The organism is Pseudoxanthomonas sp. LjRoot206 (assembly GCF_056175725.1).
The window spans coordinates 81,485-107,644 of record NZ_JBGFFI010000004.1 but is presented as its reverse complement, the minus strand read 5'-3'; the positions used below and the strand labels follow the sequence as shown (position 1 = coordinate 107,644).

Here is a 26,160-nt window from a genome sequence, read left to right as displayed (position 1 = left end):
GCTCAGACGCTGACGTGGAACAGGCGACCAACGGCTGCCGACGCCGTCATCGCCATAGCACCCCAGAAGCCGACCCGCCACGCGCCGCGAAGGACAGGGGCACCGCCCACCCTGGCGGCCCATCCACCTGACACCAGCAGGCCCGCCAGCGTGGCCGCTGTCGTGACCAGAGCGACGCGATCCGGCGGCGCCAGCAGCGTGGCCGCGATGGGCAGCAGCGCGCCGACCGTGAAGGCGGCTGCCGATGCCAGGGCCGCCTGGACGGGACGTGCACGCAACGCCTCGGTGATGCCGAGTTCGTCGCGCATGTGCGACGCCAGCGCGTCGTGCGCGGTAAGTTGCTCGGCGACCTGCCGCGCCAGCACCGGGTCCAGCCCGCGCTTGACATAGATCTGCGCCAGCTCCGCCAGCTCGCCTTCCGGCATCTCGCGCAGTTCGCGGGTTTCGACGGCCAGCGCGGCGGCCTCGGCGTCGGCCTGCGATTGCACCGACACATATTCGCCGGCCGCCATCGACATCGCGCCTGCGACCAGCCCGGCTACCCCGGTCACGAGGACAGTCGACGCGCTGGCCCCGCTGGCGGCGACACCGACCACCAGGCCGGCGACGGAGACGATGCCGTCGTTGGCGCCCAGCACGAAGCACGCAGCCAGCCAACGCGGTCGGTGCGATGGCGTTCGCGATGGCGTGGTGCGGGGTCGCGGGCTGTGCGCGTCATGCGCGTAGCGTAAGCCTGGTGAGGTCGGGCGTCGATCCGCCCATCGCGTCCACGGATGGGATGCTGCGGCGTTCCGGTGGCGATGAACGCGCGAGGGTGGTCACGTTATAGTGCCGGCCTTGCGGCGCCACCCGTCGGTGCCGCGTTCCCTCTGCGAGTCCCGCCCTTGTCCAGCCCCAGCCACGTCGCCGACACGCTGATCACCGACCGCACGCAACTGGTCGACTACATCGCATCCGGCGAGAAGCCCGCGCAGGACTGGCGCATCGGCACCGAGCACGAGAAGTTCGGCTTCCGCCTCGACGACCTGCGCCCGCCGACCTTCGACGGCGACCGTGGCATCGAGGCGCTGTTGAAGGGACTGACGCGTTTCGGCTGGGAGCCGGTCGACGAGAAAGGCCGCGTCATCGCCCTGACCAAGGACGGCGCCTCGGTCACGCTGGAGCCGGCCGGCCAGCTGGAACTGTCCGGCGCGGCGGTGGAGACCATCCACCAGACCTGCGTCGAGGTCGGTACGCACCTGAAGGAAGTGAAGCAGGTCGCCGACGAACTGCAGCTCGGCTTCCTCGGCATGGGCTTCCAGCCCAAGTGGCGTCGCGACGAGATGCCGTGGATGCCGAAGGGCCGCTACCAGATCATGAAGGCGTACATGCCCAAGGTCGGCCGGCTCGGCCTGGACATGATGACGCGCACCTGCACCGTGCAGGTCAACCTCGACTACGCCACCGAAGCGGACATGGTGAAGAAGTTCCGCGTGTCGCTGGCACTGCAACCGGTGGCCACCGCGCTGTTCGCCGATTCGCCGTTCACCGAGGGCAAGCCGAACGGCTACCAGAGCTACCGTTCGCACATCTGGACCGATACCGACGGTGACCGCACCGGCATGCTCGATTTCGTGTTCGAGGACGGCTTCGGCTACGAGCGTTACGTCGACTACATCCTCGACGTGCCGATGTACTTCTCCTACCGCGACGGCATCTACCACGACGCCAGCGGCAAGTCGTTCCGTGACTTCATGCAGGGCAGGCTGGACGTGCTGCCCGGCGCGCTGCCGACGCTGCGCGACTGGTCCGACCACCTGACCACCGCCTTCCCCGAAGTGCGGATGAAGAAGTTCCTGGAGATGCGCGGCGCCGATGGCGGCCCGTGGAATCGCCTGTGCGCGCTGCCCGCGTTCTGGGTGGGCCTGCTGTACGACGATGCCGCGCTGGATGCGGCCTGGGACCTGGTCAAGGACTTCTCGCTGCAGGAACGCCACGCCCTGCGCGATGGCGTGCCGAAGCATGCGCTGAAGCTGCCGCTCCGTGGTGGCACCGTACGCGACCTCGCGCGCGAGGCGGTGAAGATCGCCATCGGTGGCCTGCAGCGGCGTGCGCGCCTCAACAGCAAGGGCGTGGACGAAAGCGGCTTCCTCGATGCGCTGGTCGAGATCGTCGAGGCGAACGAAACGCCGGCCGAACGCAAGCTCGCCCTGTTCCATGGCGAGTGGAACGGCGACATCGACCGCGTGTTCCGCGAGTTCGCCTACTAGCACCAGATCGGTGCGTGGCCGCCGGGCCGGGCCGGCACTGTCCTCGCCGCCGGGCTCTTCGCGTTCATTCCCGTGATGGGCCGGACCGGCAGGCGATCTGCACTCCGGCGACAGGGGGAGGCGGGGCGGAGCGCCGCCGTGGTGCGTGTCGGATTCGGCGAGCGACGCATCGATCAGGTTCCGGTCACCCAGTTGCTGAAGCGTGCGCGAGGGCGATGTCCGCGCCGCCGATGCCGTGTTCGCCAGTCGCTACGACGAGCTCAAGCGGGCCGCCCACCTGCAGCTGCGCCGGCACCACGACAACCTCGACACCCCCGTGCGGGTGCACGAGACGTACCTGAAGCTGGCGACGGGCGAACGCCTGGCCGCCAACGACCGCGCGCACCTGCTGGCGATGTCGGCGCGCGCGATGCGGCAGGTGCTGGTCGACCACGCGCGCATCGCGCACGCGCTGACGCTGACCGCGAGATTGGGTGGCGGCGAACGCGCGGTGGTCGAAGTGCTGGCGCTGGACGAGCTGTTGAACGCGCTGCAGCAGGCCGACGCGCGCGCGGCGCAGATCGTCGAGTTGCGCTACTTAGGCGGCTACGAGGAAGCCGAGATCGCGCAGATGCTGGTCGTCAGCGATCGCACCGTGCGCCGCGACTGGCGCACCGCGCGTGCGTTCCTGCTGGCGGAGCTGGGCAAGTGAGCGACGACGGCATCGAACGCCGGCGGCAGGCATTGGCGCTGTTCCGCGAGGCGGTCGAGATCGCGCCCGCGGAACGCGATGCGTGGCTGGCACGTGCGCGTGGCGACGTCGGTCGACGCGAGCTGCGTGCGCAGCCGCGGACACGGATCGGTGGCGCTGGCCGGCAACGCGAGCGACAGGAGGGAGCAGGCGAACAGCAGGAGCAGGATGAGCTTCACGAGAGGTCATCCATGGCCGTGCGGGCGGGCGTGCGGCCTGCCCGCCACGGGGATCAGAAGTTCCGCATCAGGCCGCGCAGCAGTTTCTTCGCGCCGCCTTCTTCCTTTTTCTCGGGATCCTGCTTGCCGTCGCCATCGCCTTCGTCGGCAGGCATGCCGCCCATGTCGCCGAAATCCATGCCCAGCATCGCCACCGTGGTGGCCTTGGTGCGCACGCGCACGTTCCATTCCGGATCCCACGGCTGCTTCGGGTCCGTGGGCTTCGGCGGCCAGGTGATGTTGGTCTCCGGGCCGTAGGCGATCATGTTGAGCGAGGCGAAGCCACCCTGCTCGCCGCCCTTGGCGGTGTTCTTGAAGATGCCCTGCGGGATCGCGCAGCTGGTCGTGCCTGGCGGCAGCAGCACCTTCTGCTTCAGCCAATGATCGATGTAGGAGCCGGTCAGGTAGTTGACCAGTTCGTGGCCGGCGCCGGGCACTTCGGCGCTGCTCCACGTGGTGAAGTTGCGTTCGTCCTGCATGGCGATCGCGTTGAGGAAGTAGGCCTTGGCGCGATCCACCGGTTGCCAGCTCAGGCCGATGCTGTCGGTCAGGTCGCCGCGGGTCTGCAGCGCGATCTTCGGCATGAAGTCCGCGTTCTGCCCCAGCTCGAACTGCAGCGACGCCGGCACGCCGTCGCCGGTGATACGGTGCTGGCCCACCATCGATGAGCGCTCGCCGACGCGCCGGTTGTTCTTGAGGTTGGGCCACAGTGCGTAGCTGGGATTGACGTCGATGTCCCGGTCGGGAACGAACAGGCCGGACGCGATCGCTCCGTTCTGCTGGAACTGCCCGTTCCTGATCTTCAGTGTCATCACCTTCGGCTGGCCCGGGCGCACGCTGGCGCTGCAGCCCCAGTACTGGCGGATGGTCACTTCGATGTCGTGCATCTCGTGTTCTTTCGGCTCCTCCACGTTCTTGCCGGGAGGCGGCGGCAGCAGCGACAGCGACTTGCCCACGCCCAGTCCCGCGGGCACCGCCTGCTCGGCGGGCACGCCAGGCTTGAGGCGGTTGTGCAGGGCGATGTCGAGTACGTGGCCCTGCGTGGCCGGAATGTTGCGCGACTGCGGGTAGCCCTGCGGACCCTTCTCGCCGCCCATCATCCTGCCGGCCAGTCCGCCCAGCATGCCCATGTCGGGCATGCCGGCCATGGAGTGGGTGGCGACGTCGATCCAGACCTGCGTTTCAGGCCCGACGGGCGGTGCGCTGCTCGCCGGCAGGGCGATGAGCATGGCGAGGGCGAGGGCGAGGGTCAGCGGCGGTCTGCGCATGGCGGGAAGCTCCTGGTGAAGGGGATGGGGTGGTATGCGAAGGACGGCATCCACAGGGGAACACGCGCCCGGCACGCCGCATCGGCCGCCGTCCGGTTTTGCCCCGACAGGCGGATCGCCCTATACTCCCCCCCACTATCAGAATCCGACATCCCCCTTGTGCCGCATTCGCCCGCCGACAAGAAGAAAGCGCTCACGCGCGTGAAGCGCATCCGCGGCCAGCTGGATGCGCTGGAGCGCGCGCTGGAAGAAGGCGCCGACTGCGCGCCCGTGCTGCAGCAGCTTGCGGCGGTGCGTGGTGCCGTCAACGGGTTGATGTCGGAAATCCTGGAAAGCCACCTGCGCGAGGAATTCGCGCATCCGTCGTCGACTCCCGAACAGCGCGAGGCCGGCATCGATGCCGCCGTCGCGCTGGTCCGCTCTTACCTCAAGTAGTCCTCTCTCAAGCAAGCAGGAGTGCCGTTCATGAAATCCCGTGCCGCCGTCGCCTTCGCCGCAGGCGAACCGCTGAAGATCGTCGAGATCGACGTCGCGCCGCCGAAAGCCGGCGAGGTGCTGGTGAAGATCACCCACACCGGCGTCTGCCACACCGACGCGTTCACGCTGTCGGGCGACGATCCGGAAGGCCTGTTCCCCGTCGTGCTGGGCCATGAGGGCGCCGGCATCGTGGTCGAAGTCGGCGAAGGCGTGACCAGCGTGAAGCCGGGCGACCACGTGATCCCGCTGTACACCGCCGAGTGCGGCGAGTGCCTGTTCTGCAAGAGCGGCAAGACCAACCTGTGCACGTCGGTGCGCGCCACGCAGGGCAAGGGCGTGATGCCGGACGGCACCTCGCGCTTCTCCTACGAAGGCCAGCCGCTGTACCACTACATGGGCTGCTCGACTTTCAGCGAGTACACCGTGGTCGCCGAGGTGTCGCTGGCGAAGATCAATCCCGACGCGAACCCGGAGCACGTCTGCCTGCTCGGCTGCGGCGTCACCACCGGCATCGGCGCCGTGCACAACACCGCCAAGGTGCAGGAAGGCGATTCGGTCGCCGTGTTCGGCCTCGGCGGCATCGGCCTGGCGGTGATCCAGGGCGCACGCCAGGCGAAGGCCGGCCGCATCATCGCCATCGACACCAATCCGTCGAAGTTCGAGATGGCCCGTCAGTTCGGCGCCACCGACTGCGTCAACCCGAAGGACTTCGACAAGCCGATCCAGCAGGTCGTCGTCGAGATGACCGGCTGGGGCGTGGACCATTCGTTCGAATGCATCGGCAACGTCAACGTCATGCGCGCGGCGCTGGAATGCGCGCACCGCGGCTGGGGCCAGAGCGTGATCATCGGCGTCGCCGGCGCGGGCCAGGAGATCGGCACGCGTCCGTTCCAGCTGGTGACCGGCCGCAAGTGGATGGGCACCGCGTTCGGCGGCGTGAAGGGCCGCTCGCAGCTGCCGGGCATGGTCGAGGACGCGATGAAGGGCGATATCGAACTCGCCCCGTTCGTGACCCACACCATGCCGCTGGACGGCATCAACGAAGCGTTCGACCTGATGCATGAAGGCAAGTCGATCCGCAGCGTGGTGCACTACTGAGATGACGATGTCCTTGCAGAAGACGGTGTTGGGCGCGATGCCCGACGCCATGATGGATAGCGTCGCCTTCGACCAGGATGCGCGCGATGCGATTGCGCGCCTCGGCGAAGACGACCTGCAGAAGATCGATCGGACGATCCTGTCGTCGCTGGGTCACGAGTGGAAGAAGGCGGGGTTCATCACCGCGGGCGTGATGATCGCGGCCCCGGACGAGTACGAGGATCTGCCGGAGATGTTCTACGCATCCCGGATTCGGCTGCTTGCCGAGGCATCGCGCATCGAGACGAAAGGCGATGCGTCCGCATTGAAGACGTTCGAGATCCGCCTCGCACCCGCAACGGGAGTTGCCTGACATGACAATCGAGCGCATTGAGCACCGCGCCTGCTTCGGCGGCTGGCAGGACGTCTACGAACACGCATCCAGCACGCTCGGCTGCACCATGCGCTTCGCTGTCTACCTGCCCCCGCAAGCCGAGACACAGAAGCTGCCGGTCCTGTACTGGCTCTCCGGCCTGACCTGCACCGAACAGAACTTCATCACCAAGGCCGGCGCGCAGCGCTACGCCGCCGAGCACGGGGTGATCCTGGTCGCGCCGGACACCAGTCCGCGCGGCGACGACGTGGCCGATGCCGACGGTTACGACCTGGGCAAGGGCGCAGGGTTCTACGTCAACGCGACGCAGGCGCCGTGGGCGGCCCACTACCGCATGTACGACTACATCGTCGACGAGTTGCCGGCGCTGATCGAAGCGAACTTCCCGGTGACCGATGCGCGTTCGATCAGTGGACATTCGATGGGTGGACACGGCGCATTGACCATTGCGCTGAAGAATCCGGGCCGCTATCGCAGCGTCTCGGCGTTCTCGCCGATCGTCGCGCCGTCGCAGGTGCCGTGGGGCGAGAAGGCGTTCGGCGCCTATCTCGGCGAAGACCGCGGAGCTTGGAAGGCGTACGACACCGTCGCGCTGATCGCGGACGCACAGGAACGCCTGCCGCTGCTCGTCGACCAGGGCGATGCTGACGAGTTCCTGCACACGCAGCTCAAGCCGGAGCTGCTGCAGGCGGCCGCGGACGCCGCGGGCCATCCGCTGACGCTGCGCCTGCAGCCCGGCTACGACCACAGCTACTACTTCATCGCCAGCTTCATCGGCGAGCACATCGCGCACCACGCCAAGGCCCTGACCCGATGACCGCCGACCATCCCGCTGCAACCTCACCCGTGCCGCTGGTGTTCTACGTACGCCTGCGGGTGAAGCCGGAGCGGGTCGACGAATGGCTGCGGGCGGTGCACGACATCGTCGATGCGATGTCGAAGGAGGATACGTTCCTGTCGTGCGACCTGCATCGCGATGCGAACGATCCGACGCTGTTCACCCTGTACGAGCGCTGGGCCGAGCCGGACGTGGCCACCTTCCTCACGCGCCAGGACCGGCCCTACCGGCGCGACTACGAGGCTCGCTTGCCCGACCTGCTGCAGGGGCCGCGCGAACCGCAGGTACTGGTGCCGTTGGCCCGCTGGCCGCAGGCGGATCACGTCGGCGGCGCGTAGTCGGTAAAGGCGAAACGCCCGTCGCGCAGTTCGGTATCGCCCTGCACCAGCGTGAGCGGCGCATCGAATATCGGCCCGGCCGAGACACAGGTGTGGAACTCGCCGTTCTCGCCGCAGGGATCGACGCCCTCGGGCAGGTCGCGAAGCAGTGTTTCGTCGAAGGCGCGGCCTGCGAACGCCGCATCGAGCTGTTGCGTATCCACGCAACACAGGTCGGCACGCAACCCGCCCGCCAGCATCGCCCGCGCCAGCGCGGCGGTATCCGCAGCGAACAGCGGCGTCATCACGTCCCAGCCGATCTTCGCCAGGTTGTGCACCCGGTAGGCGCGGATGTCCTCCAGAAACAGGTCGCCGAAGGCCATCGTGCGCAGCGCCGGCCAGCGGTGCGCCGCACGGCCGAGCGCCTCCGCCATCGCGCGTTCGTAGTCGTCGTTGGTGCAGTGGGCGGCGATCATCGCCTCCACCAATGGCAGACCGGTCGCGCGCGCCTGTGCATGCAGCACGCTGCGACGGATGCCCTGCATCGAGACGCGATCGTAGTCTTCGGTCACCGTGGTCAGCAGGCCGACCACCTCGACATCATCGCGCTGGCGCAGCGTGTGCAGCGTCCACGCCGCATCCTTACCGCCGCTCCAGGCGAGCAGCACCGGCAGGCGCGTGCCACTCACGCGGCCGAGACGTCACGAAGCTCCCACGCATGCCCCGCCAGCAGGCGCAGGCGATGCTTCAGCACCTGCCCGGGAATCGAGGAGGTGGCCACCAGCAGGATGCTGAGGTCGTCCTGCCGTCCGTTCACCGTCGCGCCGTCGTCGACCACGCCCAGGCCGGGATCGACTTCGTCCGGTTCTTCCTGGCGTGCGCGCCAGCGGTCGAACAGGTGGCTGGTGCGCAACGCGTGCTGCAGTTGCGCGGCGAATTCCTCCGCGCCGTGCGCGTCGAAACTGAAAGCCGGATCGCCGCCGCGTGCGCGGCCGGGATCCGGCAGGCTGATGTAGTAACGGACGGCCATGGCACCCCCGGTGGAAACCTGGGGCATAGCGTCATCCACGGCGCGTTAGCCCGCCGTTATGCCGCCTTGAACGGGGCCGGCGGCGCGGCGAAGGCGGCCACCACGGCGCCCTTGCCCACGTTGACCATGCCGGTGAGGCTCATCACGCTCTCGAACACCTCGACCTTGTTGTTCTCGCAGATGTCGCGCAGGCGCTGGTAGCCGGGCAGGGCGCGCAGTTCCGACAGCTCGCCGCCGTAGCTCAGGCACACGGTCGGCGTCATCAGGCCGGCCATCACCCGGTTGCCGGTGAACTTGAACATCTGCTCCACCGCGTTCTCGAAGCCCTTGATCTTGGCCACCGGCTCGGTGTTGCCGGCGTGGCCGTACAGCACCGGCTTGATGTCCAGCGCGCTGCCCAGCGCGGCGCTGAGCAGGCCGACGCTGCGGTCGCCCTTGGTGCGCGCGCGGTTGCGCAGGTAGTACAGGTCGCGTGGGATCATGTAGCCGTGCGTGTTCTGCGCCAGTTCCTCCAGGCGCACGCGGATCTGCTGCACGCTGGCACCGGCGTCGCGCATGCGCACGGCTTCCACCGCGGTGATGCCCTGCGCGGCGAACAGGTTCTGCGTGTCGATCACGCGCAGCGCGAACGGCGAGTTGTGGCCCGCGGCCTGGCGCACCGGCTTGTAATCGTTGAGGATCGCGAAGCTCGCCTGCATCGCGTTCTCGTGGATCGGCGAGCGCGTCTTGGTGATCGTCATGCAGAGCACGTGGTCGTAGTCGATCACCAGCCGGCCCAGGAACAGGTCGCGGATCTGGTTGACGGTGAACGGCGTGGTCTCGGCCTCGTGGCCGCGCTCGGCCACGTGCGCGTGCAGGAAGCTCAGCGTGGCCTGTTCGTCGCGATGGTCCGCAAGCACGGCCTCGCCGATCCGCACCGTGATCGGCAGGATGACGATGTTGTGTTGTTCGAGGTACTCCAGCGGCAGGTCGCACGCGGAGTCGACGACTATCCCAATGCGCATCTAGCCCCTCCCGGCATTCGTCGCATTTGTACCTATCTCCGGAAAACTAGCGGAGAACGGCAGGCAAGTCGCTGGATAAACGAATGAAGTGTGCGTTGCGTCACCCTTTTGTGACTTGAGCCATGGGCGAAAACGGGTCGCGCGTCGGATGCCGGTAGAGCGCTGGGCCCATAAATTGTGTGAATTGAGTCACAGAAGTGGTCGGGCCGGGCTTGTCCCGGGTCAGGCCCGGCCCGACACTCGCGCCAAGGGAAGGGGTGACATGACGCAGCGGTGGTGGTGTTGGCTGCTGTTGGCCCTGCTGCCGGCCGCCGCGCACGGGGAAAACATCGCGCGGATCGACCGCCTCCAGCCACTGGCGCTGGAACAGCAGGCCGGACAGCGCGCCGGATTGTTCTCGGAACGTCGCTTCGACAGCGGCGACGCGTCCGTGCGCGTGATCGGCAATGGGCACTGGCGCATCCATCCGCGCGCAGGCGTCGCCGATCCGCTGCTGGTGGTCTACCACCCGTACAACGCTCGGGTGACCGTGCGTGCGCCCGGGGATGCCGCGCCGCGCACGCAGGACCTGTTCCAGCCCGGACTCGACCCGCAGTACAGCCGCCGCGCGCTGGTGTTTCCACTGCCGCATGAAGGTCCCGTCGACGTCTCGGTGGAAGGCGCCCGTTACCCGATGCAGGTGGCGGTCGAAGCGCGCTCGGACTATGCCGCCGCCGATCTCTGGCATGTGCGCCTGCTGCTTCCGGCGGTCGGAATGACGCTGGGTGTCGCCCTGGCGGTGCTGCTCTTCTGGCTGGTGCTGCGCGAGCGCGTCTACCTGCTCTATGCCGGCGCCATGCTGCTGCAGCTGTTGTACGTGCTGTGCTCCTACGGCGAAGCCTACGCGTGGCCGGGCCTGTCGCTGCTGCGTCATTTCGGTGCCCAGGGCATCTGGACCATCGGCACGCTCGCGACCATCTTCATGGTGTACCTGTGGCAGGACTACGCCAACCTGCGCCGCGCAGCGCCGCGACTGGCGTGGCTGATGCGGCTGGTCGGCGTGTACGGCTGCCTGCTGACGCTGCTGTTGCTCGCCTCGCCATGGCCGGCCGACAACCGCTGGTTCCCGAACGTCGCCAATGGCCTGTTCCTGCTGACCAACGTCATCACGCTGGCCACGCTGCTCGTGGCGTGGTGGCGTGGCGAGCGCCACGCCAGCATCGTGCTGCTGTCCTGGTTGCCGCTGCTGGTCTTCACCATGGTGCGTGCCCTGCGCTTCAGCGCGGGCGAGCGCGCGGGCCCGTGGCTGGAATACGGCATTCCCTGGTGGCTGGCGTTCACGGCAGTGGCCTTGGGCCTGGGCCTGGCACACCGCATGCTGACCTTCCGCCGCGAGCGCGACCGCGCCAAGGCGCATGCCGAACGCGACGCGCTGACCGGCGTCCTCAATCGCGGCGCCATCGAACACCGCCTCGACTGGGCACTCATCGAGCGCCAGCGCGAACACATCCCGGTCTCGCTGCTCTTCATCGACCTCGACCACTTCAAGCAGGTCAACGACCGCCACGGCCACGCGCTGGGCGACGCCTGCCTGCGCGCGGTGACGCGCGTGGTCAGCCAGCAGTTCCAATACGGCGACCAGCTGGGCCGGCTGGGCGGCGAGGAATTCGTGCTGGTGCTGTCCGGCGTGGAACTCCCTGCGGCCCTGCGCATCGCCAAAGAGGCCGGCGCGCGCATCCGGCACGACTGCGCGCGCGTGGAAGGGGTGACGGTCGATGTCACTGCCAGCATCGGCGCGGCGCAGGCGCGCGCAGGCGACACCGTCGCGTCGCTGATCGCGCGCGCGGACCAGGCCATGTACGCGGCCAAGCGCGCCGGTGGCGACCGCGTGGTCGCCGAAGACGCGCCCTGCCAGGCCGCCGACAGCACGAAGGCGCCCGCAGGCGCCTCCGTGGACTGATACCGCCGCGCGCTTACTTCGAATACGCGCGCGGCAGCGGACCGGCCGGCTGCAGGTAGCGGTCGCGCAGGTCGGTCTGGCGTGAGCGCATCGGCATCGCGCGACCGCCCAGCCAGACCTGCTCCGCCGTGCTCGACACATCCAGCGGGTCGGCGGTCCACAGGACCAGGTCGGCCAGCTTGCCCGGCGCGATGGTGCCCACGCGGTCGCCGACGCCGAACGTCTCCGCCGGCACGCGCGTCAGTCCGGCCAGGCCGTCTTCCCACGGCAGCCCGTTGGCCACCGCATTGCCGGCCAGCTGGCGGATCTTGCGCGCGTTGTGCGAGGCGTCGCCGGCCTGCGAGAAGCTGACGCTGACGCCGGCGGCATCCAGCCGTGCGGCGTTCTCCAGCGTCGCGCCGATCTGGTCGAAGTCCGCCGGCAGGTCCGCCAACGCATCCACGAACACCGGCACCTTCGCCTGCGCCAGCTGCGGCGCCAGCTTCCAGCCTTCGGCACCGCCGGCGATGGCGATGCGCACGTTCTCGCGCTGCGCCCAGCGCAGCAGCTGGCGGATGTCGGCGGCGCGGTTCACCTGTACCACGATGCGGCCGTTGCCCGCGAGATAGCGTGCGAGCGTCGCGCGCCCGGCCGGCGTCAGCAGCGCATGCGGCGAATCCGCCGGCACGCGGCCGCGCGCCTCGGCCACCATCTGGTCCAGCAGCATCCACTGCGCCGCCCGCGACTTGCCGGCAAGCTCCGCGCCACCACTGCCCAGGCGCACGAACAGCGCACGCGGACCGACCGGATCGGCGCTGCCGTCCAGCCGCATCACGCCGCCCTGGCCGGCGATGAACGAACCGCCGGTCGACGCCGCCAGCAGGGTGAAGCCGATGCCTTCCACGCGCGTCACCGGGATCACCACCGACGCCGGGTTGTACGCCAGCGTCACGTCGAACTCGGGCCGCATCGGCTGGTCTTCCAGCGTCACCGCCGCATCGACGGTGGACGACTCGCCCGACACTTCCTCCAGTCCGATCTCGGTGATGCCGCCGAAGAACGCCGGCGTCAGCGGACGGCCGTTGGCCTCCACCACCGACGCGCCCGGCGCGGCCAGCCCGCTGCCCACCGCCTGCACCACGCCGTTGCGCACCAGCACGTCGGCGTTCTTCAGCGTGCCCTGCGCGCCGGCGGTATGCACGGTGGCGTTGCGGATCAGCACGTCCTGGGCGAAGGCCGCAAACGACGTGGACGCCAGTGCAATGGCCAGCGCCAGAACCCTCACCGTCGTCCCAGCGAACGCTGGGACCCATGCTGACGTTGCGTCTGTCTTTGCTTCCGGCTTCAAACCCGAACGCAACGTGGATCCCAGCGTGCGCTGGGATGACGGCAGGGATGTACGACGGGCGCGGCTCATGGCAGCACCTCCTGGCCCAGCATGAAGTCGGAGACCGGTTGCCTGCTGCGGTCATTGCGGTCGTAGATGCGTGCGCCGTCGATGTAGACCTGCTCGGCCTTGGCGTACACGCTGAAGGGGTTCTGGTTCCACACCACCACGTCGGCCATCTTGCCGGCCTCCAGCGTGCCGGTGCGCTCGGCGATGCCCAGCGACTTCGCCGCGTTGCTGGTCACCCAGCGGATCGCGCGCTCCGGCGCGATCTCGGCCATGCCGGCGCGGCGTGCGTTCGCCATCACCTTGGCCGCTTCCTGGTTGAGGCGCTGGATGCCTTCGTCCGAATCCGAATGCACGATCGCGCAGCTGTTGGCGGGACGGTCGACCAGGGCGATGTTCTCCTGGATGCCGTCGAAGGCCTCCATCTTGAAGCCCCACCAGTCGGCCCAGAGCGCACCGCACACGCCGTCCTGCGCCAGCCGGTCGGCCAGCTTGTAGGCCTCCACGCCGTGGTGGAACGCGGCGACCTTGAAGCCGAACTCCTTCGCCAGGTCCAGCATCGTGGTCATCTCGTCGGCGCGGTAGCAGTGGATGTGCACCAGGATCTCGCCGTTGATGGCACCGGCCAGCGTGTCCAGCTTCAGGTCGCGCTTGCCGCCGCTGTCGCCGCCGCTGTCGGCCCTGTCGTCGCCGCTGGCGCGTTCCCACCAGCGCTTCTTCTTCGGCTGCTGCGGCTTGGGCGCGTTCTTCTTCAGGTACTCGCTGGCATCGATGAAGGCCGCGCGGTAGCCGGCCACGTTGCCCATGCGCGTGGCCGGGCCGGCCTTGCCGCCGTAGACGCGCTTGGGGTTCTCGCCGCAGGCCATCTTCAGGCCCCACGGCGCACCCGGGAACTTCATGCCCTGGTAGCTGGTGGACGGCACGTTCTTCAGCGTCACCCCGCGGCCGCCGACCAGGTTGGCCGAGCCGGGCAGGATCTGCATCGAGGTCACGCCGCCGGCCAGCGCGGTATGGAAGCCCGGGTCCTGCGCCCAGATCGAATGCTCGGCCCACACGTTCGCGGTCACCGGCGCGGTCGCCTCGTTGCCGTCGCTGTGCGCCTTGACGCCCGGGCTGGGGTACACGCCCAGGTGCGAGTGCACGTCGATCAGTCCCGGCGTCACCCACTTGCCGGTCGCGTCCACGCGCGTGGCGCCCGCGGGTGCGGACAGGCCGCGGCCCACCGCCACCACCTTGCCGTCGGCCAGCAGCACGTCGGCGCCGTCCAGGCGTTCGCCGGTGCCGGTCAGCACGGTGGCGTTGGCCAGCAGCACGGGGCCGGACGCGAGTGCCTGGTAGGTGCTCGGGTACGGGTCCTGGGTGAAGCGGGAGGTGGGTGTGGCGGCAAGCGCGCTGCCGCCCAGCGAGGCCAGGATCAGCCCGGCCAGCAAGGTCGTTCGCATCGTGTATCCCCTGGAAGAGAGCCGAAACCTAACCGGCCACGGCGCGCCTTGCCAAGTGCGTGCGTCGCAGTCGTGCCAGAATCGCCGGTACAACAACAAGAAAAAGAGGCTAGGCATGAAGGACAAGAACGAGATCGTCGATAACTGGCTGCCGCGCTACACCGGCGTGCCCCTGGACCAGTTCGGCGAGCATGTGCTGCTGACCAACTTCGGCGGCTACCTCAACGTGTTTTCGCAGCTAACCGGCGCGCCCATCGTCGGCCTGGACCGGCCGATGGCCAGCGCCACCGCCGACGGCATCACCATGATCAACTTCGGCATGGGCAGCCCCAACGCGGCGACGATGATGGACCTGCTGTCGGCGATCATGCCAAAGGCGGTGCTGTTCCTCGGCAAGTGCGGCGGGCTGAAGCGCAAGAACCAGCTGGGCGACCTGGTGCTGCCGATCGCGGCGATCCGCGGCGAGGGCACCAGCAACGACTACCTGCTGCCGGAGGTGCCGGCGCTGCCGGCGTTCGCGCTGCAACGTGCGGTGTCGACGATGATCCGCGACCTCGGCCACGACTACTGGACGGGCACGGTCTACACGACCAACCGCCGGGTGTGGGAACACGACGTCGCCTTCAAGGAGCGCCTGCGCGCGATGCGCTGCATGGCCATCGACATGGAAACGGCCACCGTCTTCGCCGCCGGCTTCGCCAACCGTATTCCTTGCGGCGCGCTGCTGCTGGTCAGCGACCAGCCGATGATCCCGGAAGGGGTGAAGACCGAAGCCAGCGACGCCAAGGTCAGCTCCTCGTTCGTCGAGAACCACATCACCGTCGGCATCGAAGCGCTGAAGCTGATCCGCCGCAACGGCAAGTCGGTGCGGCATCTGCGGTTCGACGAATAGCGTTATGGTCGCGACCATGCGTGTGCCGGCGGTGCCGCGGATGATGCTGTTCGTCGGTGCCATGGTGCTCGCAGGGTGCACGTCGCTGCGGCACGGCGACACGGTGCCGCCCGACATCGGGATAAGCGCCATCAAGGTCGATGCGGTGGCCGGCAGCGGAACGGTGGTCGTCACCAACCATTCCCGCAGGCGTGTGCTGATACGCACCAACGACCTGGTGTGGCAGGAAGACGCCACCATCCGGCGCGTGCCGCGGCCTGACCTCGATTTCGGCGACAACGCCATCGTGTTGACGCACGATTCACGTCTTGGTGCCGGGCAGTCACGCGAGTACATGGTCACTCCCGCGATGGGCGCGACGCGACGTGAGCATCCTGCCATCCATGTGTGCTGGGACAACAAAGTCCGGGAATGCGGGGACTATTGGCTGGTGCCTGCCAGGGCATCGTGGAGCGCCATGATCGGGAACGATCGTCCACTGTCGCCGATCGCAGTGGCTCACGCCCGGCTGAAGGAAGTGGAGAAGCAGACGGCAGACGACGCCCGCGCGCGCGCCCGCCGGATGACGGAGGCGTTTGATCGCGACCTCGCAGCGGCCTATGCACCGGAGCGTCTGGCGACCGCCTCCGACGAGGAACTGGAGGAACTGTTCAAGGCTGCCAACCGCGTCGTCTTCTACGGGCATGGACCGGCGCATGCGGTACTGCTGCAGCGGACCGCGCAGTCCCTAGACACGCGGTCGAAACTGACCGACGAGCATCGCCGCGACCTGTACCGCGCCTGGGGGGTGACGCGTCAGTTCGACAATGCCAATGCCTTGGCGCGCAGGCATCCCGGCTTGCAGCTGCAGGCATTGCCTCCGGTCCCCACTGCCGATGCTCCCGGGGTGGGCCGCGTCGTGGTGTGGCGGCCGGCGGACGATGCCGAGGCGTTGTCCGCGCAGGTCGTCGAACAGGATGTGCCGACGCGCGTGGTCGTGCTGTCGCACCCCCGTTGTGGCTTCTCGCAACGCGCCATTGCCGCGATCGAGGCGGACGCCGTGTTGTCCGCACGGCTGGGCGATGCACTGTGGCTCGCGCCGCCCAATGGATCGCTCGACCTGGGCGATGTCCAGGCGTGGAACCGCGCGCATCCCGACGCGCGGCTCAGTTACGCGGTCGCCATGCGCGACTGGCCGCAGTTCGACAGCTGGGCCACGCCGGTGTTCTATTTCATGCGCGAAGGACGCGTGGTGGCGACCGTCACGGGTTGGCCGAGGGAAGGCCGTGCACGCGAGCTTCATCAGGCCTTCGCTCAGATGGACGCGCTGGAAGACCCCTGAGGAGGCAAGGATGCGGCACTACATCATGTGCAAGCGATGGATCGCCATGGCCTTGGCCATGTCGTTGGCAGGTACGGCGACCGCCGCGGAAACGCCCGCGGACACCCAAGCCCGCAACGCAGCCGCCGGATTCGCCATCACCGTCAGCCTCACGTTGCTGGAATCGCTGGGCAAGCAGTGCGGCACTTACGAAGGCGAGGCCGGCAGCCAGGCGCGGGCGGCGCTGCAGGGCTGGCAGCAGCGCAACCACCGCTACCTGGAGCCCTCGCTGCAGCGCGTGCTCATGCTGACCGATGCCGTCACCGCGACGGCGGGCGAGGCGGAAGGCAAGGCGTTCGCCGATGCACGCGAGGCCGAGTTCACCGGCGCCGCCACCACGGCGTTGCGCGCGATGTTCCCCGAAGGCGAAGTGACCACGGCTGCTTGCGCGCGGATCGCGAGTGCGACCGCAGGTGGCGCCTATGATTACCGCCAGCACGCGGAGTTCTTTCCGACCCTGCAGGCCATGAAACAGGCCGGCGCACGAAAGTGATCGGCGAGAAGCGAGTCGTCGATACTGCATCCCACGGGAGAGATCGCATGAACCTTGAAACGATCGAGATGAAGGCCTTCGTGCCCGCGCGCGATCTGGCCGAGTCCATCGCCTTCTACCAGGCGATCGGCTTCGAGGTGACGATGGAGTCGGACGACCTGGCCTTTGTCCGCCACGGCAAGACCGCCTTCCTGCTGTCGCAGTTCTACCTGCGCGAGCACGCGGAGAATTTCGTGATGCACCTGCTGGTCGAGAACGCGGACGACTGGCACCGCAACGTCGAAGCCTCGGGTGTCGTCGAACGGTTCTCCGTCCGCCTCAGTACAGCGGATGACAGGCCCTGGGGCCTCCGCGACTTCACCCTGATCGACCCGACCGGTGTGCTGTGGCGCATCGGGCATGTCATTCCGGATCGATGAACGCATCCAGCGACGCGCCGAGGTGGCGCATGAGGCTGGTCATCGCCCTGCGCGTCATCGGATGGATGACCGTGTCGACGGCGGTGCTGGTCTGTGCCCTCTGCGCCATCCTGTTTTTCGATCGCTCGCCGGAGGACTTCGAAGGCACGGCCCAGATGGCGGCGGTCCACGTTGGCTTTGTCTACGGCCTTCCCTTGCTGGTGGTCGGCAGCATCGTCCTCTGGTTTGCGGGCCGACTACGCAGGTCGACGCCTGCTGATATTTCAACCGAACCGAAGGTCACGCCATGAACGAATCCAACGACGTCATCACCTTCTGGAAGAACGCGGGCTACGAGAAGTGGTTCGCCAACGACGATGCGTTCGACGCCGACTTCGACCAGCGTTTCCGTGGATTGCACTTCCGTGCGGCGCGGCGCGAGCTTGAAGGCTGGATGGGCGATGCCGAGGGCGCGCTGGCGTTGATCCTGTTGCTGGACCAGTTCCCGCGCAACTGCTTCCGCCAGAGCGCGCATTCCTACGCCACCGATGGATTGGCGCGGCACTACGCCGGGCGCGCGATCGAGGCCAGCTTCGACGCGCAGGTCGATCCGGCGCTGAAGATCTTCTTCTACATGCCCTACGAACACTCGGAAGCGCTGGAGGACCAGCAGCGGTCGCTGGATCTGTTCCACGCCACCGGCGACGCCAACTACATCAAGTACGCACAACTCCACTACGACCTGATCGCCCGCTTCGGCCGCTTCCCCCACCGCAACGACGCGGTGGGCCGCATCTCCACGCAGGAAGAGCGCGACTACCTGGCGGGCGGAGGCTTCTCGGGATAGGCAGGTGGCGGTGGCTTGCGGATGCGTCGCAGGTGATGAAGGAAACGCATCGCGCCCATGGGGCGCTCCTGCAGAGAGCCCCGCTTTGTAGGAGCGCCCCATGGGTGCGATGCGTTTGTGCAGAAGCAAAAAAGAAAGCGAGCCGAAGCCCGCTTTCCGTGGATTGCCGCTGACGCGTCGGATCAGTACTTGCTGAGCGTGCCGTCCACGTCATCGGCCCAGGCATTGATGCCGCCGGTGATGTTGTGAACGTTCGAGAAGCCGAGCGCGCGGAATTCTTCCGCGGCCTGCTGGCTGCGGCCGCCGCTACGGCAGAGGAAGGCAAGCGCGGTGTCCTTCGGCAGCGCTTCCAGTTCGGCGCGGCCTTGGCCGTCGAAGGTCTTGAAAGGCAGCTTCACCGAGGCGATGGCGCGTTCGTCGGCCGGGCGCACGTCGACCAGCAGCACCTCGCTGGCGCGGACCTTCGCATCGGCGTCCGTCGGCGACAGCGCCTGTACGGGCTTGGGCGCGTTGGGGTTGTCGATCGCCAGGCCCTTGCCGCGGATGTCGTCGACCCAGTCGATGGTGATGCCGTCGGCGCGGCGCGCGCTGGCCAGGTCGAACTGGACGCGCACGCCGTTGGATTCGCTGGCGATGGCATTGGCGTCGAACTGCGCCAGCTGAAAGTTGGGCTGGAACTGCGCGTTGATCGACAGGGCCAGCGCGGCGCCCGGGCCGGCGTCGGCCACGGCGTTCTGCAGCATCTCGGCGGCGGCCGCGGTAATGGTGATCGCCGGCGGCGTGCGGTCGGGCGCTTCCAGGCCCAGCAGCGTGGCCAGTTCGCCGGAGTTGGTCATCTGCTCGATGATGTCGCTGCCGCCGACCAGTTCGCCGTCGATGTACAGCTGCGGGATGGTCGGCCAGTCGCCGTAGACCTTGATGCCCTCGCGGATCTCCTGGTCGGCCAGCACGTTGACATGGGCGTAGTCCACGCCCAGCGCCGACAGCGCGCCCACCGCCTTGGCCGAGAAGCCGCACTGCGGCATGGTCGGCTGGCCCTTCATGAAGAGCACCACGCGGTTGGACTGCAGGAGGGATTCGATGCGCGAGCGCAGGGCGGGGTCGAGGGACATGAACGGCTACCGGTAAGCGGGAAGGGGATTTTACGCCCCGTGGCATCATGGGGCATGAGCACGACAGGAACACTGCATCGTCCGCCGCGCCGTCCCGGCCTGATATTGGGCCTGCTGGCGCTGTCGCAAGTGGGCGTGGCGTGGTTGTGGTGGCGGTTCGGTGGCTCGGTCGGCCTGCCGGCCATGGTCGCCACCCACCTGTCGGTGGTCTGGGCCACGCTCCACCCGCGCGCGACGCTGTTCTGCCCCGCGCTGTCGCGGCTGCCCACCAGCGAGCGCGTGGTGTGGCTGACCATCGACGACGGCCCCTCGGCCGATACCCCGGCAATGCTGGACCTGCTGGACCGGCATGGCGCGAAGGCGACCTTCTTCCTGGTCGGCGAGCGCGCGGCGGCGCAGCCGGACGTCGTGCAGGCCATCCGCGACCGCGGCCACGGCATCGGCAACCACAGCGCCACGCATCCGGACCTGCGCTTCTGGCGGCTGGGCCCGGGTGCGATGGAAGACGAGATTGGCCGCAACCAGTCCATCCTGACCGCCATCACCGGCGACACCCCGCGCTGGTACCGCAGCGTGGTGGGCATGACCAATCCCTTCGTCGGCCTGTCGCTGAAGCGGCATGCGCTGGCGCGCGTGGCGTGGAGCGCGCGCGGCTTCGACGGCGTCGACTGCCAGCCGCAGCAGGTGCTGGCGCGCATCACCCGCGACATCGCGCCCGGCGCCATCGTGCTGCTGCATGAAGGCGCGAAGCACGGCCACAACGTGGCGATCCTGTCGCAGCTGCTGGCGTGGCTGGACGCGCAGGGCTATCGCACGGTGGTGCCGGAATCCGATTCCATCGGCGATGCGGCGATCGTGACGGCGTGAGTTCCTTCTCCCTCAGGGAGAAGCTGGCGCACGGCGCCGGATGAAGGTGCGGCGGCATCGGGATGGTTCACCGCCGATGGTGTCGCCGGCCCCTCACCCCAACCCCTCTCCCGATGGGAGAGGGACTCAAGCGAGATCTTGATGGTTTGAATCCTTCTCCCTGCGGGAGAAGGTGGCGCGCAGCGCCGGATGAGGGTGCGGCGACATCGGGATGGTTCACCGCCGATGGTGCCGCCGGCCCCTCACCCCAGCCCCTCTCCCGATGGGAGAGGGGCTCAGGCGAGCAAGTGGTACGCGACCGGGAATGCCAGCCGTGTCCATTCGGTGTACATCGCGGCGGAGGGATGCAGGCCGTCGTCGGCGAGCATTGCCGCTTCGCCACCACGCGCGCGGCTGACCGGGGTGATGTCGACGAAGGCGACGCCACGCTGTGCGCAGACCTCGCGCGCGGCGAGGTTGTAGGCATCCAGTTCGCGCGCGATCTGCGCGAGGTCGCGGCCGGACTGCGCGGCGAACGGGGTGACGCCCCAGTCGGGGATCGACAGCACCAGCACGCGGTCCGGGCGGTTGCGGGCGAAGCCGATCGCGCGCCACAGCAGCGCGGCGAACTGCGTGCGGTATTCCTCCACGTCGCGACCGCGGTACTGGTTGTTCACGCCGATCAGCAGGGTGACGAAGTCGTGCTCGCCCAGCGGCTCGGCAGCGGTGATCGCGGCGTCCAGTTCGTCGGTGGTCCAGCCGGTGGTGGCGATGATGCGCGGATCGCCGAGCAGGATGCCTTCCATGCGCAACAGCCGCGCCAGTTGCATCGGCCAGCGGCCGGCGTCGTCCACCGCTTCGCCGATGGTGTAGGAATCGCCGAGCGCGAGGTAGCGCAGCTCGGTGGTGAGGGCGGTGGTGTGGAGGCGGGTGGTGGTCGTCATGGCGACATCATGCGCCCTTCCCGCCTGTTGTAGGAGCGACGTAAGTCGCGACCGTGAACCTGGGTAGGCAGGACGATGTCGATCCTCGGGAACACTGCCGATGGCGGCGCGCTTCCGTCCGATCGAGGAGCAAGGATGCGTCTAAGCGTGCGGTCGCGACTTACGTCGCTCCTACAGGGGATACCCGCTCGATCTCGTCTGCGAACAGCGCCGCCAGCCAGCGCGTATGACCATCATGATCGACACACTCGACCTCATACGCGGTGCGTGCACCGGGCGCTGCCAGCACCATCACGATCGTCCCCATGTCGCCCACGCGGATGTCCTTCGCTCCGGACATGCCCGCGTCGATCCGGTCAGCGGGCATCTGTGCGATCACGCGGACGACGTCATAGACATCCCATGCCATGGACACTCCCCTGCCTGTCTGAGCGATGCAGCCTACCCGTGGGAGCGACGTAAGTCGCGATGGGCCTTCCTGATACCGCTTCGCGACTTACGTCGCTCCCACGATGATCGACCCCGGCCTGCGTCGATCACGTCGCCAGGAACGTCCGCATCATCTCGCCCGCTCGGACCATGAGCGATGCGGTAGGAGGGGCTTCAGCCCCGACCTTCCTGGCGACTGACGGTCGGGGCTGAAGCCCCTCCTACAACAAGCTGCCGCCTACGCCGCCGCGGGCCGCGGCTTGCCCTTGATCGGCACGACCTTGGTGGCCGCTTCGGCGCGGCGCGACAGGGCGCGGTCGATGCGGGCGAAGACTTCGCGCATCGTGGCCGCTTCCGGCAGCAAGGTGACGCGGAAGTGGTGGCGGTAGGGCACGTTGAAGCTGGAGCCCGGCACGACCAGCACGCCTTCGGTTTCCATCAGTTCCAGTGCGAACGCGTGGTCGTCGAAGTTCTTCGCCGCGTCGCCGACCACCGCCGGGAACGCGTACAGCGCGCCGGCCGGGTTGACCAGCTCCAGGTGCGTGCTGGCCTCGCAGGCCTCGATCACTGCGCGGCGGGTTTCGTACAGGCGTCCGCCCGGTGCGCACAACGCGCTGATGGTGTCGGGGCCGTTGACCGCGGCGTCGATCGCGTACTGGCCCGGCACGTTGGCGCACAGGCGCAGTGCGCTGAGCAGGTCCATCGCATGCAGGAAGTCGCGCACCACGTCGCCGTGGCCGGACACCACGCCCCAGCCCACGCGCCAGCCGCAGGCGCGGTGCACCTTGCTCAGGCCGCTGAAGGTGATGCACGGCACGTCGTCGGCCAGCGGTGCGACCGGCACGAAGGTGGCGCCGTCGTACAGCACCTGGTCGTAGATCTCGTCGACCATCAGCAGCAGTCGGTGCTTCGCGGCGATCGCCACGATGCGCTCCAGCAGCTCGCGCGGATAGGTCGCGCCGGTCGGGTTGTTCGGGTTGATCAGCACGATAGCGCGCGTGCGCGAGCTGATCAGTTGTTCGATCTCGTTCGGATCGGGCAGGAAGTCGTTGTCCGGATCGCAGCGGTAATACACCGGGCGGCCGTCGTTGAGGATGGTGGCGGCCGACCACAGCGGGTAGTCAGGCGACGGCACCAGCACTTCGTCGCCGGGGTTGAGCAACGCACGCAGCGACAGGTCGATCAGTTCCGATACGCCGTTGCCGACGAACACGCGGTCCGGATGCGCGTCCGGCGTGCCGCGCTTGGCGTACGCGGCGGCGATGGCCTCGCGCGCCGAGGGCAGGCCCTGCTGGTGGGTGTACGGATCGGTGCGGCCCATGTCGTCGGCGATCGCGCGCTGCAGGTGTTCCGGCGCACGGAAACCGAACGCGCCCGGGTTGCCGATGTTGAGCTTGATCAGCTTCTGCCCCTGCGCTTCCAGCTCCCTGGCTCGCCGTGCCAGTTCGCCCCGGATCTCGTAGCGGACTTCGGACAGGCGTTCGCGCGTGGCGAGCGGTTTGACGGGCGGGGTGGACATGGCGGCGACCGCAACAGGGCTGGAAGTGGGAGGAGGGCCAGCTTAACGGATATTTAGCCTGCCCGGCCCCGCCGGCTTCAGCCCGCGTCTAGAATGCGCGCCATGCCCGAAACCCCTGCTCCCAGCGTGTCCGACGTCACCCTTCTGCGCGCCATCGGCTGGCCGTACACGGGCGAGCCGACCGACCCCGTGTGGCGCGAGGCCATGGCCGCGCACCCGACCGCCACCCCGGCGCGGGTCAGCGAGCAGCACCGCTCCGGCTATGTGGTCGCCGATGCTCCCGACGTCGGGGTGAAGGCCGAGTCGCTGCCGGAGTGGCAGCGTCCGCGCTTTCCCGCCCATGAGCGCCCCGCCGTCGGCGACTGGGTGCTGCTGGAAGACGCGACCTCCAAGCGCCCGCGCATCGTCGCGCTGCTGCCGCGCCACACCGGCATCAAGCGCGGTGCGGCCGGCGAGCATTACCACCAGCAGGTGATCGCGGCGAACATCGATACGGTGTTCATCGTCTGCGGCCTGGATGCCGACTTCAATCCGCGCCGCATCGAGCGTTACCTGCTGCTGGTCGGCGGCGGTGGCGCGCAGCCGGTGGTCGTGCTGACGAAGGCCGACCGCACCGAGTACGCCGACGATGCGGTCGAGGTGCTGGCCGACCTCACCGCCCAGAGCGTGCCGGTGTTCACCGTCAACGCGAAGGATCCGCAGAGCGTCGCGCAGCTGGCGCCGTGGCTGGAGCCGGGTCACACGGTGGTGCTGGTCGGCTCGTCGGGTGCGGGCAAGTCGACGCTGACCAATACGCTGCTCGGCGACGAGCGCATGAAGACCGGCGAAGTGCGCGAGAGCGATTCGCGCGGGCGCCACACCACGACGTTCCGCGCGCTGATTCCATTGCCGGCGGGCGCCTGCCTGATCGACACGCCCGGCATGCGCGAGCTGAAGCCGACCGGCGAGGAAGACCTGGCCGACGGCGGTTTCGCCGACATCGAAGCGCTGGCGGAGCAGTGCAAGTTCCGCGACTGCTCGCACGACCGCGAGCCGGGCTGCGCGGTGCGCGCGGCGATCGAGCGCGAAGAGCTGGACGAAGGCCGCTTCCTCAACTACCTCAAGCTGCGCGACGAAGTCGCCGCCGCCGCAGACAAGCTCGCCTCGCGCCTGGCCGACAAGGCCAATGCCAAGGTGCAGAACAAAGCATTGAACAAGCGGCTCACCGACAAGTACGGCAAGCGCTGAGGCTTCCTGCAGGAGGCATGGCCAGCTTCGTAGGAGGGGCTTTAGCCCCGACGCTTCTGCTTCGTAGCAACGATCCCAGTCGGAAGGTTGCCGGTCGGGCCTGAAGGCCCCTCCTACAGGGGATGCACACGCCCGTTGTAGGAGGGGCTTTAGCCCCGACGCTTCTGCGATCGCCAGCCCCGGCTCATCGGCAGTGAGCGATCGCGGTGGCGACGTTATAGACCGGCGGGTCGCCGTGCATGACGGCGACTTCATCGTAGCGGTAGTCCGTCAGGGAGAATCCCGAAGGGCAGACCTCTGTCGCGCGTCGCTCCACGTTGGCGCGTAACAGCGACTCGCGCGTCCGTCCGGGGCCGTTGTACGTGATCCGGAACGCGTCCTTGGCGACCTGCTCCTCCGAATACCCGGGAGCGTACCGGCCTTTGGAGGCGTGGTATCCGATGCATCCCGTCAGCAGCAGGCCGACGAGAACCAGGATGGAACCGCGCGGAACATCCATGTCGCGTGCCTAATCCCAGAGGTTGATGAAGCCGGTGATGATCAGCGCATTGGTGAAGTCGATGAAGAACGCGCCGACCAGCGGGGCGACGAGGAAGGCGCGCGGGGCCATGCCGTAGCGTTCGACCAGGGTACGCATCACCGCCATCGCGTTCGCGGTGGTGCCGAGCATGAAGCCGATGAAGCCGCCGCCCATCACCGCCGCGTCGTAGTCGCGGCCCATCACGCGGAAGATCACCCCGCAGAACAGCGCCACCATCACCACCTGCAGCGCCAGGTTGACCAACAGCGGTGCAGCCAGCCCGGCCAGTTCCCACAGCTTGAGGTTCATCAGCGCCACCGCCAGGAACAGCGCGAGGCAGATGTTGCCGATCAGGTCGGTCGTCGCCACCGGCAGGCCGATCCAGCCGGTGCGGTCGTCCAGGTAGCGGATCGCCGCGCCGACCATCATCGCGCCCACCGTGGCCGGCAGAGTCAGGCCGAGCGCGGCCAGTCCCTGGCTGACGCCGGCGCCCAGCCACATCGCCACCAGGATCACCACCACGCTCTTCAGCGCGCTGGCCTCGCGCGCGGCGAAGTCGAGCGTTTCGCGCGCGCCGGTCGGTTCGGCCGCCGATTCGTCGGGTGCGCCCAGGCGCACACCGCCGTACAGCTTGTGCCGGCGGATCAGCACCGTCGCCACCGGTCCGCCGATCAGGCCGCCGCAGAGGATGCCGGCCATCGCCGCGGCCACCGCGATCGTGGCGGCGCCTTCCACGCCGGCCTGCTCGAACAGCGGCGCGAACGCGAGGCCGGTCGCCGGCCCGCCGGTGAGCGTGGTGGACCCGGCCAGCACGCCGAACAGCGGATGCAGGCCGAAGCCCATCGCGACCGCCATGCCGAGCAGGTTCTGCGCGACCGCGAAGGCGGTGGCGAGCAGCAGGAAAATGACGACCTGGCGTCCGCTGAGCTTCAGCAGCGCCACGCTGGCGTTGACGCCGATGGTGGTGAAGAAGGCGATCATCAGCGGCGTCTGCAGGCTGGTGTCGAGGGTGAACAGCGTCACCTCGTAGCGGCGCGCGATCAGCACGGCCAGCGCCACCACCAGGCCGCCGATCACCGGCGCGGGCAGGTTGTACTTCGAGAACAGCGGGACCACGCGGCACAGCGCATAGCCGAGGAAGAGCGCCAGGCCGGCGAAGGCCAGGGTCTGCACCGCATCGAGCTCCAGCATGCTGCCCCCGCAACCGTTGAAGAACCC

General features: G+C 68.3%; 28 protein-coding genes and 1 pseudogene. 16 read left to right on the top strand and 13 right to left on the bottom strand.

Annotated features, from left to right (window positions below):
* Positions 1-2: 2 nt before the first annotated feature.
* Positions 3-718: pseudogene (locus AC04MD_RS13550) on the bottom strand (VIT1/CCC1 transporter family protein).
* Between the two features lie 55 nt (positions 719-773).
* Here AC04MD_RS13550 and AC04MD_RS13545 point away from each other — a divergent pair.
* Positions 774-2,249, top strand: a complete 1,476-nt coding sequence (locus AC04MD_RS13545) for a glutamate--cysteine ligase (protein ID WP_475497806.1) — start codon at positions 774-776, stop codon at positions 2,247-2,249.
* Between the two features lie 202 nt (positions 2,250-2,451).
* Positions 2,452-2,940, top strand: coding sequence for an ECF-type sigma factor (locus tag AC04MD_RS13540; protein WP_475497805.1), 489 nt, complete (start codon positions 2,452-2,454; stop codon positions 2,938-2,940).
* Between the two features lie 271 nt (positions 2,941-3,211).
* Here AC04MD_RS13540 and AC04MD_RS13535 read toward each other — a convergent pair whose 3' ends face one another.
* Positions 3,212-4,465, bottom strand: coding sequence for a hypothetical protein (locus tag AC04MD_RS13535; RefSeq protein WP_475497804.1), 1,254 nt, complete (start codon positions 4,463-4,465; stop codon positions 3,212-3,214).
* A gap of 159 nt (positions 4,466-4,624) precedes the next feature.
* Between AC04MD_RS13535 and frmR the strand changes: the two genes are divergently transcribed.
* The 5 genes from frmR to AC04MD_RS13510 are packed head-to-tail and all read left to right on the top strand — an operon-like array spanning position 4,625 to position 7,589.
* The gene (gene frmR / locus AC04MD_RS13530) at positions 4,625-4,900 is read left to right on the top strand and encodes a formaldehyde-responsive transcriptional repressor FrmR (protein WP_475497803.1); all 276 of its coding nucleotides are present in this window, start codon (positions 4,625-4,627) and stop codon (positions 4,898-4,900) included.
* A 30-nt stretch (positions 4,901-4,930) separates the two neighbouring features.
* Positions 4,931-6,040, top strand: coding sequence for an S-(hydroxymethyl)glutathione dehydrogenase/class III alcohol dehydrogenase (locus AC04MD_RS13525; RefSeq protein WP_475497802.1), 1,110 nt, complete (start codon positions 4,931-4,933; stop codon positions 6,038-6,040).
* A 37-nt stretch (positions 6,041-6,077) separates the two neighbouring features.
* Positions 6,078-6,392 (top strand): DUF3658 domain-containing protein, encoded by a 315-nt coding sequence (locus AC04MD_RS13520; RefSeq protein ID WP_475498163.1) that lies wholly within the window; start codon positions 6,078-6,080, stop codon positions 6,390-6,392.
* A 7-nt stretch (positions 6,393-6,399) separates the two neighbouring features.
* Positions 6,400-7,230: an S-formylglutathione hydrolase gene (gene fghA / locus AC04MD_RS13515; RefSeq protein WP_475498162.1), complete on the top strand. Its 831-nt coding sequence runs from the start codon at positions 6,400-6,402 to the stop codon at positions 7,228-7,230.
* The gene (locus tag AC04MD_RS13510; RefSeq protein WP_475497801.1) at positions 7,227-7,589 is read left to right on the top strand and encodes a putative quinol monooxygenase; all 363 of its coding nucleotides are present in this window, start codon (positions 7,227-7,229) and stop codon (positions 7,587-7,589) included. The genes fghA and AC04MD_RS13510 overlap by 4 nt, the downstream gene beginning before the upstream one ends.
* Here AC04MD_RS13510 and AC04MD_RS13505 read toward each other — a convergent pair.
* From AC04MD_RS13505 to AC04MD_RS13495, 3 genes are read right to left on the bottom strand one after another with little or no spacing between them, the layout of a single operon-like run.
* Positions 7,571-8,257: a Dph6-related ATP pyrophosphatase gene (locus AC04MD_RS13505; protein WP_475497800.1), complete on the bottom strand. Its 687-nt coding sequence runs from the start codon at positions 8,255-8,257 to the stop codon at positions 7,571-7,573. The two genes, AC04MD_RS13510 and AC04MD_RS13505, sit on opposite strands and share 19 nt — an antisense overlap.
* Positions 8,254-8,598, bottom strand: a complete 345-nt coding sequence (locus AC04MD_RS13500; protein WP_475497799.1) for a hypothetical protein — start codon at positions 8,596-8,598, stop codon at positions 8,254-8,256. Before AC04MD_RS13500 ends, AC04MD_RS13505 begins: the two co-directional genes overlap by 4 nt.
* Positions 8,599-8,654: 56 nt before the next feature.
* On the bottom strand, positions 8,655-9,602 hold the full coding sequence (locus AC04MD_RS13495; protein WP_475497798.1) for a DegV family protein: 948 nt from the start codon (positions 9,600-9,602) through the stop codon (positions 8,655-8,657).
* A gap of 262 nt (positions 9,603-9,864) precedes the next feature.
* Between AC04MD_RS13495 and AC04MD_RS13490 the strand changes: the two genes are divergently transcribed.
* Positions 9,865-11,541: a sensor domain-containing diguanylate cyclase gene (locus AC04MD_RS13490; protein ID WP_475497797.1), complete on the top strand. Its 1,677-nt coding sequence runs from the start codon at positions 9,865-9,867 to the stop codon at positions 11,539-11,541.
* 13 nt (positions 11,542-11,554) lie between these two features.
* Here the strand turns inward: AC04MD_RS13490 and AC04MD_RS13485 are convergent, their stop codons facing one another.
* The gene (locus AC04MD_RS13485; protein WP_475497796.1) at positions 11,555-12,805 is read right to left on the bottom strand and encodes an amidohydrolase family protein; all 1,251 of its coding nucleotides are present in this window, start codon (positions 12,803-12,805) and stop codon (positions 11,555-11,557) included.
* A gap of 128 nt (positions 12,806-12,933) precedes the next feature.
* On the bottom strand, positions 12,934-14,355 hold the full coding sequence (locus AC04MD_RS13480) for an amidohydrolase (RefSeq protein ID WP_475497795.1): 1,422 nt from the start codon (positions 14,353-14,355) through the stop codon (positions 12,934-12,936).
* A gap of 115 nt (positions 14,356-14,470) precedes the next feature.
* Here AC04MD_RS13480 and AC04MD_RS13475 point away from each other — a divergent pair, with 115 nt between their 5' ends.
* The 6 genes from AC04MD_RS13475 to AC04MD_RS13450 are packed head-to-tail and all read left to right on the top strand — an operon-like array spanning position 14,471 to position 18,345.
* Positions 14,471-15,247, top strand: a complete 777-nt coding sequence (locus AC04MD_RS13475) for an AMP nucleosidase (protein WP_475497794.1) — start codon at positions 14,471-14,473, stop codon at positions 15,245-15,247.
* A 4-nt stretch (positions 15,248-15,251) separates the two neighbouring features.
* The gene (locus AC04MD_RS13470; RefSeq protein ID WP_475497793.1) at positions 15,252-16,568 is read left to right on the top strand and encodes a hypothetical protein; all 1,317 of its coding nucleotides are present in this window, start codon (positions 15,252-15,254) and stop codon (positions 16,566-16,568) included.
* Positions 16,569-16,578: 10 nt separating this feature from the next.
* A complete protein-coding gene (locus tag AC04MD_RS13465; RefSeq protein WP_475497792.1) occupies positions 16,579-17,100 on the top strand; it encodes a hypothetical protein in 522 nt (173 codons plus the stop codon).
* A gap of 47 nt (positions 17,101-17,147) precedes the next feature.
* Positions 17,148-17,519, top strand: coding sequence for a VOC family protein (locus AC04MD_RS13460; RefSeq protein WP_475497791.1), 372 nt, complete (start codon positions 17,148-17,150; stop codon positions 17,517-17,519).
* A gap of 29 nt (positions 17,520-17,548) precedes the next feature.
* Complete coding sequence (locus AC04MD_RS13455; protein WP_475497790.1) at positions 17,549-17,809, top strand: hypothetical protein; 261 nt, start codon at positions 17,549-17,551, stop codon at positions 17,807-17,809.
* Positions 17,806-18,345: a DUF924 family protein gene (locus AC04MD_RS13450; RefSeq protein ID WP_475497789.1), complete on the top strand. Its 540-nt coding sequence runs from the start codon at positions 17,806-17,808 to the stop codon at positions 18,343-18,345. The genes AC04MD_RS13455 and AC04MD_RS13450 overlap by 4 nt, the downstream gene beginning before the upstream one ends.
* Before the next feature lie 182 nt (positions 18,346-18,527).
* Here AC04MD_RS13450 and grxD read toward each other — a convergent pair whose 3' ends face one another.
* The gene (gene grxD / locus AC04MD_RS13445; RefSeq protein WP_475497788.1) at positions 18,528-19,457 is read right to left on the bottom strand and encodes a Grx4 family monothiol glutaredoxin; all 930 of its coding nucleotides are present in this window, start codon (positions 19,455-19,457) and stop codon (positions 18,528-18,530) included.
* Between the two features lie 39 nt (positions 19,458-19,496).
* Between grxD and AC04MD_RS13440 the strand changes: the two genes are divergently transcribed.
* Positions 19,497-20,324: a polysaccharide deacetylase family protein gene (locus AC04MD_RS13440; protein WP_475497787.1), complete on the top strand. Its 828-nt coding sequence runs from the start codon at positions 19,497-19,499 to the stop codon at positions 20,322-20,324.
* Between the two features lie 275 nt (positions 20,325-20,599).
* On the opposite strand, the gene AC04MD_RS13435 is transcribed toward AC04MD_RS13440, so the two are convergent.
* The 3 genes from AC04MD_RS13435 to AC04MD_RS13425 all read right to left on the bottom strand — a co-directional run bounded on the left by AC04MD_RS13435 (position 20,600) and on the right by AC04MD_RS13425 (position 23,195).
* Complete coding sequence (locus AC04MD_RS13435) at positions 20,600-21,247, bottom strand: SGNH/GDSL hydrolase family protein (RefSeq protein WP_475497786.1); 648 nt, start codon at positions 21,245-21,247, stop codon at positions 20,600-20,602.
* Between the two features lie 160 nt (positions 21,248-21,407).
* Positions 21,408-21,656 (bottom strand): DUF4926 domain-containing protein, encoded by a 249-nt coding sequence (locus AC04MD_RS13430; RefSeq protein ID WP_475497785.1) that lies wholly within the window; start codon positions 21,654-21,656, stop codon positions 21,408-21,410.
* Between the two features lie 258 nt (positions 21,657-21,914).
* Positions 21,915-23,195 (bottom strand): pyridoxal phosphate-dependent aminotransferase, encoded by a 1,281-nt coding sequence (locus tag AC04MD_RS13425; RefSeq protein ID WP_475497784.1) that lies wholly within the window; start codon positions 23,193-23,195, stop codon positions 21,915-21,917.
* A 102-nt stretch (positions 23,196-23,297) separates the two neighbouring features.
* On the opposite strand from AC04MD_RS13425, the gene rsgA reads away from it, so the two are divergent.
* Positions 23,298-24,422 carry a ribosome small subunit-dependent GTPase A gene (rsgA, locus tag AC04MD_RS13420; RefSeq protein WP_475497783.1) on the top strand — a complete coding sequence of 375 codons (1,125 nt, stop codon included), beginning with the start codon at positions 23,298-23,300 and terminating at the stop codon, positions 24,420-24,422.
* A 184-nt stretch (positions 24,423-24,606) separates the two neighbouring features.
* Here rsgA and AC04MD_RS13415 read toward each other — a convergent pair whose 3' ends face one another.
* Positions 24,607-24,921 carry a hypothetical protein gene (locus tag AC04MD_RS13415; RefSeq protein WP_475497782.1) on the bottom strand — a complete coding sequence of 105 codons (315 nt, stop codon included), beginning with the start codon at positions 24,919-24,921 and terminating at the stop codon, positions 24,607-24,609.
* A 9-nt stretch (positions 24,922-24,930) separates the two neighbouring features.
* Positions 24,931-26,133 (bottom strand): sodium/glutamate symporter, encoded by a 1,203-nt coding sequence (gltS, locus tag AC04MD_RS13410; RefSeq protein ID WP_475497781.1) that lies wholly within the window; start codon positions 26,131-26,133, stop codon positions 24,931-24,933.
* Positions 26,134-26,160 lie beyond the last annotated feature (27 nt).

Excerpts from the sequence above, each read along its gene's own strand:
- AC04MD_RS13500 (WP_475497799.1), bottom strand. The coding sequence starts at position 8,598 with ATGGCCGTCCGTTACTACATCAGCCTGCCGGATCCCGGCCGCGCACGC.
- AC04MD_RS13480 (WP_475497795.1), bottom strand. The coding sequence starts at position 14,355 with ATGCGAACGACCTTGCTGGCCGGGCTGATCCTGGCCTCGCTGGGCGGC.
- AC04MD_RS13430 (WP_475497785.1), bottom strand. The coding sequence starts at position 21,656 with ATGGCATGGGATGTCTATGACGTCGTCCGCGTGATCGCACAGATGCCC.
- AC04MD_RS13510 (WP_475497801.1), top strand. The coding sequence starts at position 7,227 with ATGACCGCCGACCATCCCGCTGCAACCTCACCCGTGCCGCTGGTGTTC.
- AC04MD_RS13465 (WP_475497792.1), top strand. The coding sequence starts at position 16,579 with ATGCGGCACTACATCATGTGCAAGCGATGGATCGCCATGGCCTTGGCC.
- AC04MD_RS13545 (WP_475497806.1), top strand. The coding sequence starts at position 774 with ATGGGATGCTGCGGCGTTCCGGTGGCGATGAACGCGCGAGGGTGGTCA.
- AC04MD_RS13470 (WP_475497793.1), top strand. The coding sequence starts at position 15,252 with ATGGTCGCGACCATGCGTGTGCCGGCGGTGCCGCGGATGATGCTGTTC.
- AC04MD_RS13475 (WP_475497794.1), top strand. The coding sequence starts at position 14,471 with ATGAAGGACAAGAACGAGATCGTCGATAACTGGCTGCCGCGCTACACC.
- AC04MD_RS13450 (WP_475497789.1), top strand. The coding sequence starts at position 17,806 with ATGAACGAATCCAACGACGTCATCACCTTCTGGAAGAACGCGGGCTAC.
- grxD (WP_475497788.1), bottom strand. The coding sequence starts at position 19,457 with ATGTCCCTCGACCCCGCCCTGCGCTCGCGCATCGAATCCCTCCTGCAG.
- AC04MD_RS13520 (WP_475498163.1), top strand. The coding sequence starts at position 6,078 with ATGCCCGACGCCATGATGGATAGCGTCGCCTTCGACCAGGATGCGCGC.
- AC04MD_RS13490 (WP_475497797.1), top strand. The coding sequence starts at position 9,865 with ATGACGCAGCGGTGGTGGTGTTGGCTGCTGTTGGCCCTGCTGCCGGCC.
- gltS (WP_475497781.1), bottom strand. The coding sequence starts at position 26,133 with ATGCTGGAGCTCGATGCGGTGCAGACCCTGGCCTTCGCCGGCCTGGCG.
- AC04MD_RS13535 (WP_475497804.1), bottom strand. The coding sequence starts at position 4,465 with ATGCGCAGACCGCCGCTGACCCTCGCCCTCGCCCTCGCCATGCTCATC.
- rsgA (WP_475497783.1), top strand. The coding sequence starts at position 23,298 with ATGCCCGAAACCCCTGCTCCCAGCGTGTCCGACGTCACCCTTCTGCGC.
- AC04MD_RS13415 (WP_475497782.1), bottom strand. The coding sequence starts at position 24,921 with ATGGATGTTCCGCGCGGTTCCATCCTGGTTCTCGTCGGCCTGCTGCTG.
- AC04MD_RS13455 (WP_475497790.1), top strand. The coding sequence starts at position 17,549 with ATGAGGCTGGTCATCGCCCTGCGCGTCATCGGATGGATGACCGTGTCG.
- AC04MD_RS13425 (WP_475497784.1), bottom strand. The coding sequence starts at position 23,195 with ATGTCCACCCCGCCCGTCAAACCGCTCGCCACGCGCGAACGCCTGTCC.
- AC04MD_RS13525 (WP_475497802.1), top strand. The coding sequence starts at position 4,931 with ATGAAATCCCGTGCCGCCGTCGCCTTCGCCGCAGGCGAACCGCTGAAG.
- AC04MD_RS13495 (WP_475497798.1), bottom strand. The coding sequence starts at position 9,602 with ATGCGCATTGGGATAGTCGTCGACTCCGCGTGCGACCTGCCGCTGGAG.
- AC04MD_RS13460 (WP_475497791.1), top strand. The coding sequence starts at position 17,148 with ATGAACCTTGAAACGATCGAGATGAAGGCCTTCGTGCCCGCGCGCGAT.
- AC04MD_RS13435 (WP_475497786.1), bottom strand. The coding sequence starts at position 21,247 with ATGACGACCACCACCCGCCTCCACACCACCGCCCTCACCACCGAGCTG.